This window comes from Microbispora sp. GKU 823 (genome assembly GCF_002027145.1).
Taxonomy (GTDB): domain Bacteria; phylum Actinomycetota; class Actinomycetes; order Streptosporangiales; family Streptosporangiaceae; genus Microbispora; species Microbispora siamensis.
In genome coordinates this window covers 1-18592 of record NZ_MWJN01000013.1, presented here as the reverse complement: position 1 = coordinate 18592, position 18592 = coordinate 1, and the positions used below count along the sequence as shown (strand labels likewise).

Here is an 18592-nt window from a genome sequence, read left to right as displayed (position 1 = left end):
CCTGCTGAAGGCGTCGTGCAGCCTTTGCTGAGGCAGTCGGCGTCCGGCATGCGCATGGCGCGTCGCTCCCTCACTGCCAGAGCGGTCGGACCGCGAGGCCCGTGGCCGCCACGGGAGGGTCAGCCGGTGCCGGCGGGATGCAGGACGACCTTGGTCCAGCCGGAATCCCTCCGGTCGAAGTGCTCGTAGCCGCCGGGCGCGTCGTCCAGATCCAGCTCGTGTGAGACGATCCACGACGGCCGGGCCTTCCCCTCGTGGATGAGGGTGCAGAGCTGCCGGTTGTAGTTCTTGACGTTGCACTGACCGTTGCCCATGGTCTGGCCCTTGAACCAGAACATCCCGTAGTCGAAGGCGATCTCGCCCTGCTTGTAGAGGTCGTCGGGGCTGCCGGGATCCGTGGCGATGAACACGCCCACGACCCCGATCGTCCCGGCGAACCTCACCGACTTGACGAGGTTGTTCAGCGTCATGTTGGGATGCTCGTGCCCCTGGGGGTCGTGCGCCTGGAAGCCCACGCACTCGCAGCCCCGGTCGGCGCCCCTGCCGTGCGTGAGCTCCATGACCTGGTCGGCCGGCGACGTCTTGGAGTCGTCGATCGGGATCGCCCCGATCTCCTCGGCCTTGGCCAGCCGGTCCGGGTGGCGGTCCACGACCATCACCATGCCCGCGCTCTTGAACGTCGCGGAGTAGGCGGCCATCAGGCCGACCGGCCCCGCCCCGTAGATCACGACCGAGTCGCCGGCCTGCACACAGGCGAGCTGGGTCGCGTGCCAGCCGGTGGGCCAGATGTCGGCCAGCATGACGTAGTCGCTCTGCCTCTCCCGCGCGTCCTCAGGCAGGACCAGGCAGTTGAAGTCGCCGAACGGCACGCGCAGCAGCTCGGCCTGGCCGCCGTTGTACGGGCCCATGTCCGCGAAGCCGTAAGCGGCCCCGTCCACCCCCGGCTCCGGGTTGGTGGTGAGGCAGAAGGCGGTCAGGCCTCTTTCGCAGTTGGCGCAGAAGCCGCACGCGACGTTGAACGGCACGCAGACCATGTCGCCGACGCGGACGCGTACCACTCCCGACCCCACCTCGACCACCTCGCCGAGGTTCTCGTGGCCGAGGACACGGCCCGGCTCCAGGTCGGTCCGGCCTTCGTACATGTGCAGGTCCGACCCGCAGATGTTGGTCGTGGTGACACGGACCAGGACGTCGGTGGGCGTCTCTATCCGCGCGTCCGGCACGTTCTTGACGGCGACCTGTCGGGGTCCCTCGTATACGACTGCCTTCATGATGTCCTCGCTTCTAGAGCAGCAGCTCGAAAACGCGGATCACGCGTTCCCACTGCTCGGTCCTCGGATTCTTCAGGCCGGGATCGAGGATGGTGAACGTGCGCGCCAGCGCCAGCGCCAGCCCGCCGACGTCTCGGGCAGCCGTTCCCTCACCTCCTCGCCGATGGACAGGTCGAGCGGAGGCAACGCCGCGAGCTGCTCCAGGATCGGCTTCAGCTCGATGTCCTCGTCGAGGTCGCGGAACCGGTGGATGCTCTCCTGGAGGCCCTTGGTGATGGGCAGGTCCCAGGTCTCGACGACGTCCCCGGACGTTCGCCTTCGCGTGGGCCTGGCCGATCACCAGCAGGTCGTACAGCTTCTGGTTCACGAAGTCGCTGTAGCGCCGCAGATCCTCCTTGTCGACGTCGAGGCCCGCCGCCGTCCTGAAGAACCGCTCGAACCTCGGCACCGCCATCACTTCTGCCATCGCCAGTGCCCTTCCTCCCCGCGTGGGCGACTCAGCCCCTCAGCTGAAGGTGTTCGTGCACGAGGCGCACGGCCATCGCGCCCTCGCCGACGGCCGACACGACGCGTTTGATCGATCCGTTCCGAACGTCGCCGACCGCGAACACATCCGCTCTGCCGGTCTCCAGCGGGAACGGCCGACTCGTGGAGTCCGGCACGCCCTCGCCACCTTGCCGCTCAGTACGACGAAGAAGGCGGCGCACGGGTCGCCCTCCGCGAACAGCACGTCGCCCCGGTGAGCCGGGCGACGCTCGCCGTGGGCGGCCAGCGTCCGCATCTGCACATCACTCAGCCGGGGGTAGGCGCCCTGCAGATCGGGCGGCTCGGTGAGCTCATCCGGCCAGCGCATCGCCGACCCACTCCCGCAGCACGGGCGCCGGCACCGCACCGGCCCGCTGGGCCACGACCCGTCCGAGCCGCAGGACGACGAGCGTCGGCACGGCTCGCACGTCGAAGCGCCGCGATGTCTCGGGTGCCTCGTCGATGTTCACCTTCACCAGCTTGATCCGCCCGGCCAGCTCAGTGGTGACCTGTTGGAGCGCCGGGCTCACCATGCGGCATGGTCCGCACCAGGACGCCCAGAAGTCGACGACGACCGGAATCCGCGCCGCCTCGGCGACCTCGGTGAAGTCCTCGTCCCCCGCGTCCACCACCCAGGGCAGCGACTCGCGGCACTCGCCGCAGCGCGGGACCCCGGAACCCGCCCGGGGCACGCGGTTGTTGCGGCCGCAGTGCGGGCACCGGACGACGCTCGACTCCGTGACCTTCGGCGGCATCGGTCAGCCCTCCGGGTTCTCGTACGTGACCACGATCTCGCCGCCGGACAGTTCCACCCGGATGGTCGCGCCGTCGCGGACGTCGCCGGCGACCAGCGCCCGCGCGACCCGGGTCTCCACCTCGCGGGCGATGTAACGCCGCAGCGGGCGGGCTCCGTAGATCGGGTCGAACCCGCGCTCGGCGATGTGGCGGACCGCCTCCGGGCTGATCTCGAGCGTCATCCTGCGCTCGGCGAGCCGCGCTCTGATGTCGTTGAACATCAGCTTGACGATCTGCTCGATCTCGGCCTCGGTGAGCGGCTTGAACAGCACGATGTCGTCGATGCGGTTGAGGAACTCGGGGCGGAAGCGGGCGCGCAGCTCCGCCATGACCATCTCGCGCACCTCCGGGTCGATCTCGCCCGACGGCGCCGCCTTCTCGCTGAGGTAGTGCGAGCCGATGTTGGACGTCATGATGATCACGGTGTTGCGGAAGTCGACCGTGCGCCCCTGGGCGTCGGTGAGCCGCCCGTCGTCCAGCACCTGCAGCAGGGTATTGAACACGTCCGTGTGTGCCTTCTCGATCTCGTCGAAGAGCACCACGGAGTAGGGCTTGCGCCGCACGGCCTCGGTGAGCTGGCCGCCCTCCTCGTAGCCGACGTACCCGGGCGGGGCGCCGACGAGGCGGCTGACGGTGTGGCGCTCCTGGTATTCGCTCATGTCGACGCGGACGATGTTCTCCTCGGTGTCGAACAATGCCTCGGCCAGCGTCTTGGCCAGCTCGGTCTTGCCGACTCCGGTCGGCCCGAGGAAGATGAACGACCCGATCGGGCGGCGGGGGTCCTTGATCCCCGAGCGCGCCCGGATGATGGCGTCGGCGACCGCCCGCACGGCCTCGTCCTGGCCGATCACCCGCTGGTGCAGGATCTCGTCGAGCCGTAGCAGCTTCTCCCGCTCGCCCTCCTGCAGGCGGCTGATCGGGATGCCGGTCCACCGCGACACGATGCCGGCGATCTCCTCCTCGGTCACCACCTCGCGCAGCAGCCGGTGCCCGCCCTGCTTGCTCTCCAGCTGTTCCTCCGCGGCACGCAGCCTGCGCTCCAGTTCGGGAAGCCTGCCGTGTCGCAGCTCGGCCGCGCGGTTCAGGTCGTACATGCGCTCGGCCTGCTCGGCCTCCCGGCGTACGCTCTCGATCTCCTCGCGCAGTTGCTGCACCTTGCGCAGGGCGTGCCGCTCGGCCTCCCACTGGGCCCGCATGGCGTCGGCCTCGGCCCGCAGGTCGGCCAGCTCCTTGCGTAGCGTCTCCAGGCGCTCCCGGCTCGCCGGGTCGTCCTCCTTGGCGAGCGCCGCCTCCTCGATCTCCAGCCGCGTCACCCGGCGGGTCAGCTCGTCCAGCTCCGCGGGCATCGAGTCGATCTCCGTACGGAGCATGGCGCACGCCTCGTCGACCAGGTCGATCGCCTTGTCAGGGAGGAAGCGGTCGGAGATGTAGCGGTGGCTCAGCACGACCGCGGCGACGATCGCGCCGTCCTGGATCTTCACGCCGTGGAAGACCTCGAGCCGCTCGCGCAGCCCGCGCAGGATGGAGATGGAATCCTCGACTGACGGCTCGTCGACGAAGACGGGCTGGAAGCGGCGCTCCAGCGCGGCGTCCTTCTCGATGTGCTTGCGATACTCCGCCACGGTCGTCGCGCCGATCATGTGCAGCTCGCCGCGGGCCAGCATCGGCTTCAGCATGTTGCCGGCGTCCATCGCCCCCTCGGCGGCGCCCGCGCCGACCACCGTGTGCACCTCGTCGACGAACAGCAGGATGCGCCCCTCGGACGCCGTCACCTCCGTGAGCACGGCCTTCAGGCGCTCCTCGAACTCGCCGCGGTACTTCGCCCCCGCGACGAGCGCGCCCATGTCCAGGCTGAAGATCGTCTTGTCCTTCAGGCCCTCCGGCACGTCGCCGCGCGCGATGCGCTGCGCGAGGCCCTCCACGATCGCCGTCTTGCCCACGCCCGGGTCGCCGATCAGGACCGGGTTGTTCTTGCTCTTGCGGGACAGGATCTGGACGACCCGGCGGATCTCGCCGTCCCGCCCGATGACCGGGTCGAGCTTGTCCGCCCGCGCCGCGGCGACGAGGTCGCGCCCATACTTCTCAAGCGCCTCGTAGGCGACCTCCGGATTGGCGGAGGTCACCCGCTGATTCCCCCGTGCCTGCGTCAGGACCTGCAGGAAGCGCTCACGGGTCAGTCCGTGTCCCTTGAGCAGCCGGCCCGCCGCGCTGTCGACGCCCTCGTCCAGCAGCGCCATCAGCAGGTGCTCGACCGACACGTACTCGTCCTTCAGCCGGCCGGCCTCCCGCGCGGCGGCATCGAACAGCCGCGACAGCCGTTGGGTGACGTAGACCTGGCCGGGGGCGGCGCCGGGACCGGTGACGCGGGGCCGCCGCTCCAGCTCGTGCTCCAGTTCGAGCCGGAGCTTGTCCGGGTCGGCGCCGGCGGCGGACAGCAGGCGCGGGACGAGCCCGTCGGGCTGCCGGACCAGCGCCAACAGCAGGTGCTCCCCGTCGACCTCGGTGTGTCCGAAGCGGATCGCCGCGGTCTGGGCGTCGTGCAGGGACTCCTGAGACTTCTGCGTCAGGCGGTTCAGGTCCACGATCTGTCTCCGGTCCATCTCGTATGGGTGCGCAGAGCCGCCTCCAGCTCCGCGATGCGGTCCAGGAGGTCCGTCACGAGGCCGAGGGAGGCGTAGTTGACGGCGAGCCCCGCGTGCAGGCGCTGAAGGCGCCCCACGGCGGCGACCTGGGCGGGCGGGAAGCACAGGCCGCCCGAGAAGCCGGTCCAGGCCTCGATCAGCCCGAGCGCCACCAGGCGACGCACCAGTTCCGGGTGCAGTCCCGTGGCCCGGGAGAAGGACTCCAGGTCCAGGTGCCCGACGTCCACCTGGGCGAGCCGGACGAGCGGATAGGTCATGACGGGCTCCTCGGGTTGAACGCCGAGATCCTGGCCAGTTGCTCGTACAGGCGGCGCTCCTCGTCGCCGAGCGTGGGCGGCACCGTGATCCGGACCTCGGCCAGCAGATCTCCGGGTCGGCCGCGCGGGTTCGGCATGCCCTGTCCGCGCAGGCGCAGGCGGCGCCCGGACGAGGTGCCCGGCGGCACCTTGACCTTCGCCTCCCCGCCGGGCGTGTCGACCGCGACGGTCGCCCCCAGCGCGGCCTCCGACGGCGTCAGCGGGAGGCGGACGTGGATGTCGCGCCCCTCCAGGCGGTAGCGGGGGTGGTCGGCGATCCGCGCGATCAGGTAGAGGTCGCCCGCCCTGGCGCCGTCGCTGCCCGCGCCGCCCTGGCCCGCGAGCCGGATCCGCTGGCCGTCGGTCACCCCGGGGGGAATGTTCACCTGGAGGCTCCGCCCGCCTCCCGGGCCGGGGATCGTGATGGTCCGCCGGCCGCCGCGGTAGGCCTCCTCCACCGTGAGCGGCAGCTCGGCCTCCTGGTCGGCGCCGGGCACCGGGCCCCAGCCGCGGCCGGTCGCGCCGCGCCTGCGCCTGCCGAAGACGCCGCCGAGCAGGTCTTCGAGGTCGATGCCCTCGAAGCCCTCGCCGGTGGTGAAGTGGATCTCCTCCCCGCCCGGTCCGCGCGCCCAGCCGGGCCCCGGCCCCGCCCAGCCCGGCCCCGCGCCGGCTCCCGCTCCGGCGCGGGCGCGGGCGTACGCCGCCGGGTCCACGCCCTCGGGCACCCGGCGGAAGTCCGGTCCGAACGCGTCGTACCGCCGCCGCGTCCCGGGGTCCGACAGCACCTCGTACGCCTCCGAGACCTCCTTGAAGCGGTCCTCGGCGTCGGGGGACTTGTTGACGTCGGGATGGTAGGTGCGGGCCAGCTTCCGGTAGGCCCGCTGGATCTCGTCCTGGTCCGCCGTTCTCGGCACGCCCAGGATCTCGTAGAAGTCGCGCTCCGCCATCACTCGTCGGCTTTCGTGGAGACGACGACGGAGGCCGGGCGCAGTTGCAGCGCGCCGTCGCCGTAGCCGGGCCGTACGACCTCGACGACGGTGCCGGGGTCGGCGTCCGGGACGGCGACCGTGCTGACCGCCTCGTGCCTGGCGGGGTCGAACCGCGTGCCCACGTCGTCCCTGCGCGGGAAGCCGAGGCGCGCGAGCACGCCGACCGCCTGGTCGCGGACGGCCCGGACCCCCTCGATCACCGCGTCGGCGTCGGCGCCCGCGTGCCTCAGCGCGAGTTCGAGGTTGTCGATCACCGGCAGCCACTCGGCCGCGACGCGCGTACGCTCTTCGATCCGCTGCCGGTCCATGTCGCGCGCGACACGCTTGCGGAGGTTGTCGAGGTCGGCGACGGCCCGCAGCCACCGGTCCTCCAGCTCGGCGAGCTTCTCCGCAACGGGTTCCTCGACGGCCTGCCGGGGCTCCGGAGGTGGTGTCTCATTCCGCTCGGTCATGTCATGTCACGGGCTATTCGGGGCTGGTGAACTCGGCGTCGATGACGTCCTCGTCCGAGGGGCCGGCGGCGGCCTGGCCGGGCCCGGCCTGAGTCGGCCCCTGGGTCTGGGCCTGGGCGGCGGACGCCGCCACGCCGAGGCCGTGGTGGACCTGCTGCAGGTCCGCGGTCAGGCCGCGCAGCCGGTCGACGGGCACCTCCTCCTTGATCGCCTGACGCGCCTCCATGATCAGCTGCTCGGCCCGCGCCTTCTCGTGCACCGGGACGGCCTCGCCCAGCTCCGACAGCCGGCGTTCCACCTGATGGGCGACCGAGTCCAGCTCGTTGCGGGCGTCGATCGCGGCGCGAAGCTGCGCGTCCTCGGCGCGGTGCCGCTCCGCGTCGGCGATCATCCGGTCGATCTCGCTCTTGTCCAGGTTGGAGCTCTCGCTGATCGTGATGCGCTGCTCGGCGCCGGTGTCCTTGTCCTTGGCGGAGACGTTCAGGATGCCGTTGGCGTCGATGTCGGTGGTGACCTCGATCTGCGGCACCCCGCGCGGCGCGGGCCGGATGTTCTCCAGCCGGAACCGGCCGAGCACCCGGTTGTCGGCGGCCCGCTCGCGCTCGCCCTGCAGGATGACCACGTCCACGGCCGACTGGTTGTCGTCCGCCGTGCTGAACGTCTCCGTACGGCGGGCCGGGATCGTGGTGTTCCTGTCAATGATCTTCGTCATCACGCCGCCGAGCGTCTCGACGCCGAGCGACAGAGGAGTGACGTCGAGTAGCACGACGTCCTTCAGCTCGCCCTTGATGATGGCGGCCTGGACGGCCGCGCCGACGGCCACGACCTCGTCCGGGTTGACCGTCATGTTCGGTTCCTTGCCTGTCAGCCGCCGCACGAGTTGCTGCACGGCCGGCATGCGGGTGGAGCCGCCGACGAGGATCACCTCGTCGAGGTCGTTCGTCGTCAGCTTCGCGTCGGCCATGGCCTGCTCCACCGGGCCCCGGCAGCGTTCGAACAGGTCGTGGGTGATCTGCTCGAAGGTCGAGCGCATGAGCGCCGTGTTCAGGTGCTTGGGGCCGGTCGCATCGGCCGTGATGAACGGCAGGCTGACCTGCGTTTGGGTGACCGCCGACAGCTCCACCTTGGCCTTCTCCGCAGCCTCGAACAGCCGCTGGAGGGCCTGCGGATCGCGCCGCAGGTCGATGCCCTGCTGCTTGTGGAACTCGTCGGCCAGGTGGTCGACGATGCGCCGGTCGAAGTCGTCGCCGCCCAGGTGAGTGTCGCCCGAGGTGGCGCGGACCTCGATGACGCCCTCGCCGATGTCGAGGACGCTGACGTCGAACGTGCCCCCGCCCAGGTCGAACACGAGAACGGTCTCGTTGCCCTTCTTGTCCAGGCCGTATGCCAGGGCCGCCGCGGTCGGCTCGTTAATGATCCGCAGGACCTCCAGGCCGGCGATCTTGCCGGCGTCCTTGGTGGCCTGCCGCTGCGCGTCGTTGAAGTACGCGGGCACCGTGATGACGGCCTCGTTGACCTTCTCCCCCAGGAACTTCCCGGCGTCCGAGGCCAGTTTGCGCAGCACGAAGGCGGAGATCTCCTCCGGCGCATACAGCTTGTCGCGCACCTTGAACCGCACGGCGCCGTCCGGGCCCGGCACGACGTCGAACGAGACCGCCTTGATCTCACTCTGCACCTCGTCGAACTTGCGCCCGATGAAGCGCTTGGCCGAATAGATCGTGCCCTTCGGGTTGAGGATCGCCTGGCGTCTGGCCATCTGGCCCACCAGCACCTCGCCCTGGTCCGTGAAGGCCACCACCGAGGGAGTCGTGCGCGACCCCTCGGCGTTCGGGACGACCGTCGGATGCGCGTCCTCGGTGGTCGCGATGACCGAGTTCGTCGTGCCGAGGTCGATGCCCACCGCCTTGGCCATGTCCTCATCCCCCTCCTGGCGCTCACCTGAGCGCAGCGGCCGCACGAGCGTGCGTGAGCACGCGCCGGCCCTCGTCGGCGAATTCGGGGTCCACGAGGATGTCGTAGTGGCCGGCGACGACCGCAGGCATCGAGGCGAACGCCCGGTGCTGCACCACGTGACTGATCGCACCCCCGACGAGGCCGAAGATCAGCCCGAGCACGATCGAGGAGCCGATGGCCCATCCGGCCCACGGGCTGAAGATCGCGAATATCAAGCCGATGAGAAGACCGATCCAGCCGCCGGTACCCGCGCCGGTGACGAGTGCTCTGCCGAGGCCCCATCGCCCGAGCACCTTCTCCTCCCACCGCAGATCGCAGCCCACGATGGTGACGTGTGCGATCGGGAAGTCGTGGCGGGCCAGGACGTCTACCGCGTGCTGGGACGCGTCGTAGCTGCTGTAGGTGGCCAGCACCACCTTGTGGGGCCCTGCTGTTCTCGGGACGCTCACGGACCAACCCCCTCGGGTATTCCAGCTCATGGAAACGACTCGCTCCGCCGCCGATGCGCATCGGCCGGAGCGGGAGAACCGGAAACCACGCCACCTTCGACGTTGGCGGTATCAGGGCTCTACCAGCGAGAACAATCCCTATGACGCGTATCCCCCGTCGGCCTTGTGGAACACCCCGACGGGATTTTCGTCTCCTATGCCAGGATCCCGCCTGCCGTTCCCTCGCACCACCCTCCCTGCCCCTCATCTGCCTCCCATGAGCAGTAGCAAGTCGCCCAGGGGGAGCGCCAGATCCGAAGGCGCACGTGGAGCGGCGAGCCCGCTCGTCGCCCGCTCACGGACGGGGAAGCATGGCCCGGTACTCGTCCGGCAACTGGACGGTGACGTCGAAGAACTCCTTGTCCGTAATGGCCTCGCGCAACGTGGCGAACACGGCGGCGGCATGTTCCCGCGCCTGGTCAAGGGACGCGCCCTCTCGTTCAGCCACCCGGCGCAGAAACTCCTCCAGCCCCATCCGTGTGGCGGCCCATCGTTGCGGCACCCGTCCGGGCATGCGGCCTGGGGGCCGGTCCCGGCCAGGGCCGCGCTCGGCCCGCCCACCGCGTCATAACCGTGCCGTACCGCACACACCCGCCGACGATGGGGCGGCGCCACCGTCCAGCACAGGTGCCGGCTCCTAGTTCTCGGATTTCCCGTACGAGGCGTGCTGGGCGACCACAGTCGCAGGGGAAGCGGCCAGGTTGTGGCCCCTTCCTTGGGGAGAAAGGGCGGCATGCCGAGACATCAGGGCGACTTCCGGCGTGGCTCTCCCTGCTTCCGGCGCGCCGGAACCGGCCGCGGGCGCTGCCGGCTCGCCCTGCGCTCGTGGTCATGGCCCGGCATCACGCCGACGCGGCGACCGCCACACCTTCGCCCTTTGATCGTTTGACCGTCATCTGGCCGTCGCTGTCGCCGCCAGCGCTGGGCACCGGTGAGTTCAGGTGAGTTTCTGGGGTGCTGTGATCGCGGTTGAGCCCGGCGACGACCAGCGTAAACCCCGACAGTAACGACCGATGATCAAGAGCGCGGCCCGACAGCGTTGCAGCGATCCTCTTGTTCGAAGCGTGGTAGCGCGCGAAACAACGGCGGTTCCACCCGCCTTTCGAAATTCATGCCAACGCAGTACCACGGAGCTTGGAGGAGTCCTTCGTCGGCTCGCGGCTGTTAGCCGTGGCCGTCCGCGCGGTCGGCGGCGTCGAACATATCGCAGTTGTGCTGGACCAGGGCCATGTACTGCTCAGCCCAGGCTCGCAGACTTCGCAGCGGCGCGACGAGCGTGGTGCCCAGGCCGGTCAGACGGTAGTACACCCGTGGAGGCTTGCTCGCCTCGACACGACGATCGACAAGTCCGTCTCGTTCCAGCGCCCTGAGGGTCTGCGCCAGCATCTTCTGCGACACACCGGTCATCTCGCGCTTCAACTCGGTGAACCGCAGCTCGCCCTCGGCGGCGGCAAGCGACAGCACCGCCATGGTCGTCCATCGCGACCCCACCCGGTCGAGCAGGAGCCTTGTCGGGCACAGAGGATCGAACAAGTTCCCCTGCCGCGAGGCGGTTACCACGAGGTCACCTGGTGTCGGAAAAGTGCCTTCTTCCCTGTTCATTGAAGGTCTCCTACGGTTACCACGTTCCCAAGCGTAACCATGGAGGGCACCTGTGCGCCAGATGACTCTTTCTCCCCACCTTCCCGGCGCGACCGTGCACCGGATACCGATCGACGGGGTCGAACTCGCCGTGGAGACTCTCGGGCAGGGGCCGGCTGTGCTGCTGCTGCACGGCTTCCCGCACACTCGCGCGATCTGGCGCGATGTCGCACCCCGGCTGGCCGCGGCAGGTTTCCGGGCCCTCGCGCCGGACCTGCACGGGCTGGGCGACAGCACACCCGCCGTCCGCGGCTACCAGGCATCCGCGATCGCCACGGACCTGCTCCGAATGTTGGACGTCCTCGGTGACCGCGAGGCACACGTCGTTGGCACCGACCTAGGTGTCGCTCCGGCATTCGCCCTGGCAGCATCGTCGCCCGAGCGCGTGACCAGCCTGACCCTGTCCGAAGGGTTGATCGGGCTTCTGCCCGGCGCCGAGGCCTTCCTACGGCAGGGGCCGCCGTGGTGGTTCGGCTTCCACCAGGCGCCCGGTGGTCTGGCCGAGGACGTCCTGGAGAACTCGGCGGAGCGCTACATCCGCTTCTTCCTCTCCGCCGGCAGTCGCCGAGGTCTGCCAGCAGACCTCACACGGGTGATCGTCGAGGCATATCGCGGCAAAACGAGTCTCGGCAATGCCTTCGACCACTACCGCGCAATGCCGGCCACCGCGGAATGGATCGGGAACTGGGCGCAGGACCAGCGACTGACGACGCCGACCCTCGCCATCGGCGGTGGCGCGATCGGCGCGGCCACCGCCCGCCAGCTCGAACCGATCACCGGCCGCCTCACCCAGCACCTGCTTGAGGACTGCGGTCACATCACCCCGATCGACCAGCCGGACGCCTTCGCCGACCTTCTCATCGAGCACGCCCGGGCCGTCTGAACTCACACCTTCAAGACCCGTCCGGAACAAAGCCGACCGAACCCACAACAAGGAGCAGATATGAGCCGCGAGCAGCGAGAGGCCATCCGGCAGTTGCGCGCGTCGTCCCCCCTCGACCTCGGCGGTGCGGTCCACGAACAGCGCGCCCTGTTCGAGCAGCTGTTGTCCCACCATCCCGTCCCTGAGGACGTCATCGTCACCGAAGCCCACTACGACACGATCCCTGGCCTCTTGGTCGAACCCGCGGAAGAGCCCTGCGCCGGCACCGTCCTGTACTTCCACGGCGGGGCGTATGTCTTCGGGTCGGCGCGCAGCTCGCTGGGGATCGTCGCAGACCTCGCCCGCAGGTCACAGACACGGGTGATCACCATCGACTACCGCTTGGCACCCGAGCATCCCGCCCCTGCCGCCACCGACGACGCGGTACGCGCTTATCGCGCCCTGATCGCCTCCGGCGTCGACCCGCAACGGGTGGCGGTCGCCGGCGAGTCGGCCGGCGGCGGGGTAGCGCTCGGCCTGCTGGCGGCTCTTTCCGCCGCCGGCGAGCCGATGCCCGCCGCGGCGTTGCTGTTCTCACCGTGGGTCGACCTCACGCTCAGCGGCGATTCGATGACGGTCAGGGCCGAGGCGGACTTCATCGTGAACCGCACCGCCCTCGAACGCCGCGTGCGCGACTACCTCGGCGACGCATCCACGGCAGAACAGCACAGCCCGCTGTTCGCAGACCTGCACGGTCTGCCGCCCACGTTGATCCAGGTCGGCTCTGACGAGGTGCTGCTGGACGACTCCACCCGGCTCGCGGCAAGGCTCGTGGCGGCCGACGTGTCGGTGACGCTGGACGTCACCGCGCACGCGACGCACGTCTTCCAGCCGTTCGCCGCCTCGTGGGACGAGGCCGACGCGGCGATGACCCGCGCGGCCACATTCGTCCGCACGATGGTGAAGCCGTGAGCAGCAAGCCACCCGCCCGGCGTCGGCATCCGCGCCGGGTGAGCGGTCAGCGGTTGACGGTGCTCATTCCGGCCGGGTTGTAGCGGTCGCCGGCGACCTGACCGGCGAGGCTGTGGAGCGCGTCGAGGTGGCCGGCCTGGAGCTCGATCTGCAGGGCCGCGGCGTTCTCCTCCAGCCGGGCGATCCGCTTGGTGCCGGGGATCGGCACGACGTCGTCCCCGCCCCGGTTGAGCACCCAGGCGAGGGCCGGGCCGCGGCCGAGTTCGCGGAGCGGGGGCAGCGGGTCGTTTCGATGTCGCGGGTGAACAGGGGGTACTCGTACTGGCCGGCGGTGACGGGGTGGACGGCGTGGGCGCGGCGGACGGTGGCGGGTGCGGCCTCGGAGATGCCGACCGAGGTGGCGCACCTCGCCCGCCAGGCTCCGCCTCGTCGTCCAGCTCCGCCGCAGCGCGTATCAGATCACAACCTTTTCTTCGGTGACCATGACCACCACCGAATCCAAATCGATGAACTTGCTCTCGTCCGGGTTCAGCAGCTCCTTGTAATTCTTCGATCCGAAGAAGGCGTCATGGTCCGCCCAGGTTTCGAACCAGATCTCAGTGAGGCCGTCGTAGCCGGGGCTCGGGTAGCCGTCGGCGGGAACCGGGTGAGAGACGGTGTACTTCTTCACGTACCGTCGCGCCTCCGGAATGGAGGCGAACAATGGGGCGTGGTGGTTGCGGTGATAATCAACGAACTCCTCGAGGGTCATCCCCCCGATGCGGTTGATCATGAAAGCGAACTTGATCATGATTTGCTTCCTTCGTCTCGCGGCGCGGGGAGGCGACCGCCTGCCCCGGCGTCGGGTTGGCAGCTACGGGGATACGCTAAATGCTCACATCGATGTCATGGGCAAGGCATTGTGACCTAATGCACACGAGGAGTTGAGATGCGGATCGGTGAGCTGTCTGCCCGGACGGGAGCAAGCCGTCGATCGCTGCGCTATTACGAGCAGCAGGGCCTGCTGGTTAGCACGAGATCGCCCAGTGGCCAGCGGTGCTACAACGACGATCACGTCCAGCGGGTGGCGCTGATTCAGACATTCCTAGCCGCTGGCATGTCCAGCATGAGCATCGCTCAGATGGTCCCCTGCATGTCGGAGCCCACCAGGGCCAAGGCCCTGCATGCCTTGGCCGTCATGAATCATGAGCGAACCCGCCTTACATCGATGATCGACAGCCTCACGGCCGCCAGGGAAGCGCTTGATCACCTGATCGAGGTCAACCGGTCCTTCCTGGCGAATGCGACGGATGCTGATTGAGTGACGGTGGGCGGTAGCGGTGAGATGGTCGCGGTTGTGTTCCCCACTTGGCCCGCGTGAGGATTGACCAGGTGTTCCCTGCGGGAACGACGGTGCGGATACGGGCCAGAGCCGGCACCATGGAGGCCGCGTGCCCGGACTGCGGAATTCGGTCGCGGCGCAGGCACAGTCACCATGAACGGCGGTTGTCCGACGCCGCAGTCGGTGGCCGGGAACTGCTCATCCACCTGCGGGTGAACCGATTCTCCTGCCCCAACGCCACCTGTCCGAGGGCGATGTTCGCCGAGCAGCCCGGATCTGATGGTGCGATCCGGCCGCCGCAGCATCCCAGCGGGCACGGCGTTGCGGGCGATTGTGCTGGCGCTGGGCGGTCGCGCCGGATCCCGGCCCACCCAGCGCCTGGCCACCTCAGTGAGCCGGACGGCCGTCGTTCACGCTCTGCTGAAGCAGGTCCACGGCGTCCGGGAGATGGCCCGGCGACTGAACCTCGGCCGCAACACCGTGCCCGCCTACGGTGTGGCAGGCCACCGGCTGGTCCCTGCGGAACCCCGCCCACCTCGAATCCGGCGAGCAACACCCTCACCGCTATAGGTCCCCGGCTGGCAGCGCTCCGGGGCCATGTGCGTCAGTTCGCCGAAACGATGATGAACCGCCGTGGCCGGGACCTCCGCTCGCGCAGCCGCTCGGGTTTCAGGGTTCGCGAGCGGTGGCCGGAGTGACGGGGTGACCGGCGCACCAAACGGCGCGGATGTCGCGGGTGACCGTGATGTCCCGGGTCGGGTCGCCGTTGACCAGCAACAGGTCGGCCCGCACGCCCGGCCGGACGGCGCCCCGGTCGGCCAGGCCGAAGGCTCGGGCGGGCAGCACGGTCGCCGAGCGCAGGATCTCCACCGGCGTCATTCCGGCCCGCGCCATCAGCTCGAACTCGTGATGCAGGCTCTCGCCGTGGGGCACGGGCAGCGGCGCGGACGGCTCGGCGTTCGCGTCCGTCCCGGCGAGGATCTCAACACCGGCTCGGTGCAGACGGCCGACGTCGCCCAGCACCTCCCCCAGGTGGTCGGCCCGCCCAGGCGGCGGGCCGGAGGTCATGAAGGCGGTGAGCAACGCCTCCATCATGGTGATCGTCGGGATGGACCTCTGGCCGGCGCTCCTCATCGCGGCCACGTCGTGCGCCCGGACCCCGCCGGCGATCGGCGTGTGCGTGACGAACTCCGCTCCCGACTCCACGGCCATCGTGTAGGCGCCCTGAGTGGCGGCGTGCACGATCGTCTTGAGCCCGTACTCGCGCGCCGCCTCCACCAGCGCACGCAGCGCGTCCGCGGGCGGCCCGCCCTCGCCGGGGGCCTCGGCGACGCCCTTGATGTAGTCGACACCCTCCGCCGCCCGCGCCTCGACGTGCCGCCGGGCATCGGCTGCCGTCAGGACGACGGCTTCCGGCGGCATTCCCGGCATGCGGGCATGGTGGCCGCCCGGCCCGATCGCGGGCAGTCCGGCAGTACGGAAGTCGGCCGCTCCCTCGGTCTCGCGCAGCGAGGCCACCCGCTCGGCCGGCCAGCAGGCCATGTCGAGTCCGGTCGTCACTCCCCAGGCGGCCAGGGCGGCCAGGTTCCCGGGGTCGTGCAGGTGGACATGCGCGTCGATCAGCCCGGGCAGCAGCGCCGCCCCCGCCGCGTCGATCTCCTCCGCGCCTGCGGGATCGTCGCCGATCAGCGCACCGTCGATGACGACGGTACGGGGCTCGCCGAGCCGTTTGCCATCGAAGACCCGCACATTGCGTAAGGCTGTCCTGCCGTCAGTGGACATGGGCCACCCGCCTCAATAGGGAACAACTTTGTTCACTAATGGAGGCTAGCACGGCGAAGTGCGTGATATATCCGTCCTCATGAGTCCCACCCGTCGCCGCGGAGACGCCCTCACCGCCGCGATCTTCCAGGCCGTCCTGAGCGAACTGGCCGGGAGCAGCTTCGAGGAGCTGACGTTCGACAAGATCGCCTCCGCGGCCGGGACCGGGAAAGCGGCCTTGTACCGGCGCTGGTCCACCCCGGCCGAACTCGTCCTCGCCGCGCTGAGCGACCCCGCGACCGGCTTCGGCGACCCGCCGGCGCCGCCCGGCACGGGCGCACTGCGCGATGACCTGATCGCCCTGCTCGAGCACTTCGTACGGGCGCTCGGCGAGCCGCGCGGCCGTGCGCTGCTCCCGCTCATCGCCCACCGCCACCGCCATCCCGAGCTGTTCGAGCAGGTCCACCGGCTGGTGGTCCGCCCGCACCAGGAAGTACTGCTGTCCGTCCTGCGCCAGGCGGTCGAACGCGGCGAAGCCGCACCCGGCAGCCTCACCCCGCGCATTGTCTCGGTCGGGCCACGCCTGATCCTCCTCCAGGCATGGGAGGGCGGTCTCGTGGACCCCGGCGAGATCGCCTCCATCGTCGATGAGGTGCTCATTCCGCTGACCAGGCCATGACCCCCCGGCCGGCGTCCCGCAGGGCGGACCGGCGGCGCCCCGGCGCTATCGCGCGGGTGGCCGACCAGCTCGGCGTTCACCGGGAGGCGCTGCGCGGGTGGGTGCGCCAGGCCGAGATCGACGAGGGCAGCGGCCCGGCACCTCGACCGCTGACGTTCATCGGATCGCCGAGCTGGAACGCGAGGTGCGCCGCGCCAACGAGCACCGACGGATCTAGAGGTCGATGACGACCTTGCCGTGCACGTGCCGGTCGGCCTGGAGTTCGGCCGCGCGGCGGATCTGCTCGACCGGGAAGCTCGCCGCGATAGGCACCCGGAGTCGGCCCGCCGCGACCAGGCGGGCGATCTCTTCCAGGGCGCCGGGGGCGGCGTTCGCGCCGTTGGCCGTCGGCACGCCGTCGACTTGCGCGGCGATGGTGCAGATGCGGCCGTCCGGGACGCCGAGTTCCCTTGCGGCGTGCACTGTCTCCGTCCCGTGCAGGTCGATGGCGGCGGTGACACCGCCGGGAGCGAGGGCTCGGACCCGGTCGGCCAGGCCGTCGCCGTAGGCGACCGGCTCGGCTCCGAGATCGCGCAGGAAATCGGATGATGTCGCCGATCCCGTCCCGATCACGCGCGCTCCTGCGATCCGGGCCAGCTGGACGGCGAACACCCCGACCCCGCCCGCCGCGCCGCCGATCAGCACTGTGTCGTCCGGACCGGGGTCGACCACGGCGAGGGCGGCGGATGCCGTGCGGCCGGCGATCGTGAGGGTGGCGGCGGTGCGGTCGTCGACGCCGTCGGGAGTGTGATGGGCCTCGTTCGCCGCCGACTCCCCCCGGCCGGGTCCGATCACCACGAAGTCGGCGACCGCGCGGGACAGGGCGCCCCCCGAACACCCGGTCGCCGGGCGCGAAGCCGGTCACCCCGTCACCGACCTGGTCGACCAGTCCCGCGTAGTCGGTCCCGAACCCGGCCGGGAGGCTCAAGCCGAACCGGGCGGCGGTGTCCGCGTCGGCGGTCATGATCCAGTCCATCGGGTTCAGACCGGCCGCGGTGACCCGCACGCGGATCTGTCCCGGGCCGGCCTGCGGAGCGGGAACCTCACGGATGTCCAGGACTTCGGGGCCGCCGAATGAATTGAGCCGGACCGCCCTGCTCCTGCCTGTCGGCGGTTGATCGCTCTGTTCCTGCATGTACGCCTGTCTCCTTGGGGACCGAGGGAACGCGTTGAAACGGACTATGCTCCGTTTCGATGGATGACCCTAACACAACCGGAGCGTGATCCGTTTTGACTGAGGCGGAGATGCGTGCGCCACGGGCGGACGCAGCCCGTAACCGCGACCAGTTGCTCGCGGTGGCGACCCGCGTGTTCATGTCGGCTGACGCCGAGCCGTCGATGCGTGCGATCGCCCGCGAGGCCGGAGTCGGCATCGCCACGCTTTACCGGCACTTCCCGACCCGCGAGTCGCTGGTCGATGCGGTCTACCGGGACCAGGTCGTGCGGCTGACGACCGGCGCCCGCGAGCTGCTCGGCCGGCTGCCCCCGGCTGCGGCGATGCGGCGCTGGATGGACTTGTTCGGGGACTGGATCGCGACCAAGAACGGCATGCTCGACACGCTGCTTGCGATGATCGAGTCGGGCGAGATCGCCCATGCACAAACCCGGAGCGAGCTACTGGCGGCCATCACCACGATTCTCGACGCCGGTCGCGCGGCGGGCGACCTCCGCTCCGACGTCACCGCCGAAGACATCGCCGCCTCCCTCATCGGCATCTTCACCGTGGCCCCCCGGCGCGAGCATGAAGCCAAGGCCGGTCGCCTGCTGAACCTCCTGATGGACGGCCTCCGGCCCGCCGCCCGGCCGGCCTGAGCCCGGATCGAGGCGGCTAGGTCCTGTTTCTTGGATCACGTGCGGAGCCAGATCACCAGGGCTGCCACGGTCACGGTGCCGAGATAGATGTAAG

General features: G+C 70.0%; 24 protein-coding genes and 2 pseudogenes. 6 read left to right on the top strand and 20 right to left on the bottom strand.

The window, feature by feature from the left end; translation table 11 throughout:
• Positions 1–119: 119 nt before the first annotated feature.
• The 14 genes and pseudogenes from B1L11_RS09790 to B1L11_RS09740 form a co-directional block, all read right to left on the bottom strand.
• Entirely contained in the window at positions 120–1271 is a 1152-nt protein-coding gene (locus B1L11_RS09790) for a glutathione-independent formaldehyde dehydrogenase (RefSeq protein WP_079314190.1), read from the bottom strand.
• A 13-nt stretch (positions 1272–1284) separates the two neighbouring features.
• A complete protein-coding gene (locus tag B1L11_RS54655) occupies positions 1285–1392 on the bottom strand; it encodes a DUF1931 family protein (RefSeq protein WP_372974661.1) in 108 nt (35 codons plus the stop codon).
• Entirely contained in the window at positions 1344–1547 is a 204-nt protein-coding gene (locus B1L11_RS54650; RefSeq protein ID WP_372974660.1) for a DUF1931 family protein, read from the bottom strand. Before B1L11_RS54650 ends, B1L11_RS54655 begins: the two co-directional genes overlap by 49 nt.
• Before the next feature lie 52 nt (positions 1548–1599).
• Positions 1600–1725 (bottom strand): annotated as a pseudogene (locus B1L11_RS54645) (DUF1931 family protein); the annotation flags it as partial.
• Between the two features lie 43 nt (positions 1726–1768).
• Positions 1769–1933: a hypothetical protein gene (locus B1L11_RS46660; protein WP_179155057.1), complete on the bottom strand. Its 165-nt coding sequence runs from the start codon at positions 1931–1933 to the stop codon at positions 1769–1771.
• A gap of 174 nt (positions 1934–2107) precedes the next feature.
• Entirely contained in the window at positions 2108–2551 is a 444-nt protein-coding gene (gene trxA / locus B1L11_RS09780; RefSeq protein WP_079314189.1) for a thioredoxin, read from the bottom strand.
• A gap of 3 nt (positions 2552–2554) precedes the next feature.
• The gene (gene clpB, locus B1L11_RS09775) at positions 2555–5191 is read right to left on the bottom strand and encodes an ATP-dependent chaperone ClpB (RefSeq protein WP_218671004.1); all 2637 of its coding nucleotides are present in this window, start codon (positions 5189–5191) and stop codon (positions 2555–2557) included.
• Positions 5164–5490: a chaperone modulator CbpM gene (locus tag B1L11_RS09770; RefSeq protein WP_079314187.1), complete on the bottom strand. Its 327-nt coding sequence runs from the start codon at positions 5488–5490 to the stop codon at positions 5164–5166. Before B1L11_RS09770 ends, clpB begins: the two co-directional genes overlap by 28 nt.
• Complete coding sequence (locus B1L11_RS09765) at positions 5487–6476, bottom strand: DnaJ C-terminal domain-containing protein (protein ID WP_079314186.1); 990 nt, start codon at positions 6474–6476, stop codon at positions 5487–5489. The genes B1L11_RS09770 and B1L11_RS09765 overlap by 4 nt, the downstream gene beginning before the upstream one ends.
• A complete protein-coding gene (locus B1L11_RS09760) occupies positions 6476–6970 on the bottom strand; it encodes a nucleotide exchange factor GrpE (RefSeq protein WP_079314185.1) in 495 nt (164 codons plus the stop codon). Before B1L11_RS09760 ends, B1L11_RS09765 begins: the two co-directional genes overlap by 1 nt.
• Positions 6971–6983: 13 nt before the next feature.
• The gene (gene dnaK / locus B1L11_RS09755; RefSeq protein WP_079314259.1) at positions 6984–8882 is read right to left on the bottom strand and encodes a molecular chaperone DnaK; all 1899 of its coding nucleotides are present in this window, start codon (positions 8880–8882) and stop codon (positions 6984–6986) included.
• Positions 8883–8904: 22 nt separating this feature from the next.
• On the bottom strand, positions 8905–9372 hold the full coding sequence (locus B1L11_RS09750) for a general stress protein (RefSeq protein WP_143737156.1): 468 nt from the start codon (positions 9370–9372) through the stop codon (positions 8905–8907).
• A 334-nt stretch (positions 9373–9706) separates the two neighbouring features.
• Entirely contained in the window at positions 9707–9925 is a 219-nt protein-coding gene (locus tag B1L11_RS09745; RefSeq protein ID WP_079314183.1) for a DUF2267 domain-containing protein, read from the bottom strand.
• 650 nt (positions 9926–10575) lie between these two features.
• Entirely contained in the window at positions 10576–11013 is a 438-nt protein-coding gene (locus B1L11_RS09740; protein ID WP_079314182.1) for a helix-turn-helix domain-containing protein, read from the bottom strand.
• A 61-nt stretch (positions 11014–11074) separates the two neighbouring features.
• Between B1L11_RS09740 and B1L11_RS09735 the strand changes: the two genes are divergently transcribed.
• Positions 11075–11935: an alpha/beta fold hydrolase gene (locus B1L11_RS09735; RefSeq protein ID WP_079314258.1), complete on the top strand. Its 861-nt coding sequence runs from the start codon at positions 11075–11077 to the stop codon at positions 11933–11935.
• A 60-nt stretch (positions 11936–11995) separates the two neighbouring features.
• Positions 11996–12886 (top strand): alpha/beta hydrolase, encoded by an 891-nt coding sequence (locus B1L11_RS09730; RefSeq protein WP_079314181.1) that lies wholly within the window; start codon positions 11996–11998, stop codon positions 12884–12886.
• Between the two features lie 46 nt (positions 12887–12932).
• Here the strand turns inward: B1L11_RS09730 and B1L11_RS46655 are convergent, their stop codons facing one another.
• Together B1L11_RS46655 and B1L11_RS09720 are read right to left on the bottom strand one after the other, a co-directional pair.
• On the bottom strand, positions 12933–13121 hold the full coding sequence (locus B1L11_RS46655) for a hypothetical protein (RefSeq protein WP_179155060.1): 189 nt from the start codon (positions 13119–13121) through the stop codon (positions 12933–12935).
• A gap of 219 nt (positions 13122–13340) precedes the next feature.
• Entirely contained in the window at positions 13341–13676 is a 336-nt protein-coding gene (locus B1L11_RS09720) for an EthD domain-containing protein (RefSeq protein ID WP_079314180.1), read from the bottom strand.
• Between the two features lie 138 nt (positions 13677–13814).
• Between B1L11_RS09720 and B1L11_RS09715 the strand changes: the two genes are divergently transcribed.
• Both B1L11_RS09715 and B1L11_RS54640 read left to right on the top strand, forming a co-directional pair.
• Positions 13815–14186 (top strand): MerR family transcriptional regulator, encoded by a 372-nt coding sequence (locus tag B1L11_RS09715; RefSeq protein WP_079314179.1) that lies wholly within the window; start codon positions 13815–13817, stop codon positions 14184–14186.
• A 119-nt stretch (positions 14187–14305) separates the two neighbouring features.
• On the top strand, positions 14306–14905 hold the full coding sequence (locus B1L11_RS54640) for a transposase family protein (RefSeq protein ID WP_372974659.1): 600 nt from the start codon (positions 14306–14308) through the stop codon (positions 14903–14905).
• Here the strand turns inward: B1L11_RS54640 and B1L11_RS09705 are convergent.
• The gene (locus B1L11_RS09705) at positions 14877–15956 is read right to left on the bottom strand and encodes an amidohydrolase family protein (protein ID WP_218671001.1); all 1080 of its coding nucleotides are present in this window, start codon (positions 15954–15956) and stop codon (positions 14877–14879) included. The two genes, B1L11_RS54640 and B1L11_RS09705, sit on opposite strands and share 29 nt — an antisense overlap.
• Before the next feature lie 112 nt (positions 15957–16068).
• Between B1L11_RS09705 and B1L11_RS09700 the strand changes: the two genes are divergently transcribed.
• A complete protein-coding gene (locus tag B1L11_RS09700; protein WP_079314176.1) occupies positions 16069–16647 on the top strand; it encodes a TetR/AcrR family transcriptional regulator in 579 nt (192 codons plus the stop codon).
• Between the two features lie 76 nt (positions 16648–16723).
• Here B1L11_RS09700 and B1L11_RS50215 read toward each other — a convergent pair whose 3' ends face one another.
• From B1L11_RS50215 to B1L11_RS53790, 3 genes and pseudogenes are all read right to left on the bottom strand, one after another.
• On the bottom strand, positions 16724–16852 hold the full coding sequence (locus B1L11_RS50215) for a hypothetical protein (RefSeq protein ID WP_256862392.1): 129 nt from the start codon (positions 16850–16852) through the stop codon (positions 16724–16726).
• 8 nt (positions 16853–16860) lie between these two features.
• Positions 16861–17484 (bottom strand): zinc-binding dehydrogenase, encoded by a 624-nt coding sequence (locus tag B1L11_RS48020; RefSeq protein ID WP_218671000.1) that lies wholly within the window; start codon positions 17482–17484, stop codon positions 16861–16863.
• 94 nt (positions 17485–17578) lie between these two features.
• Positions 17579–17650, bottom strand: a pseudogene (locus tag B1L11_RS53790) (hypothetical protein); the annotation flags it as partial.
• Positions 17651–17982: 332 nt separating this feature from the next.
• Between B1L11_RS53790 and B1L11_RS09690 the strand changes: the two are divergent.
• Positions 17983–18498: a TetR/AcrR family transcriptional regulator gene (locus B1L11_RS09690; protein WP_239109206.1), complete on the top strand. Its 516-nt coding sequence runs from the start codon at positions 17983–17985 to the stop codon at positions 18496–18498.
• The last annotated feature ends 94 nt before the right edge of the window (positions 18499–18592 follow it).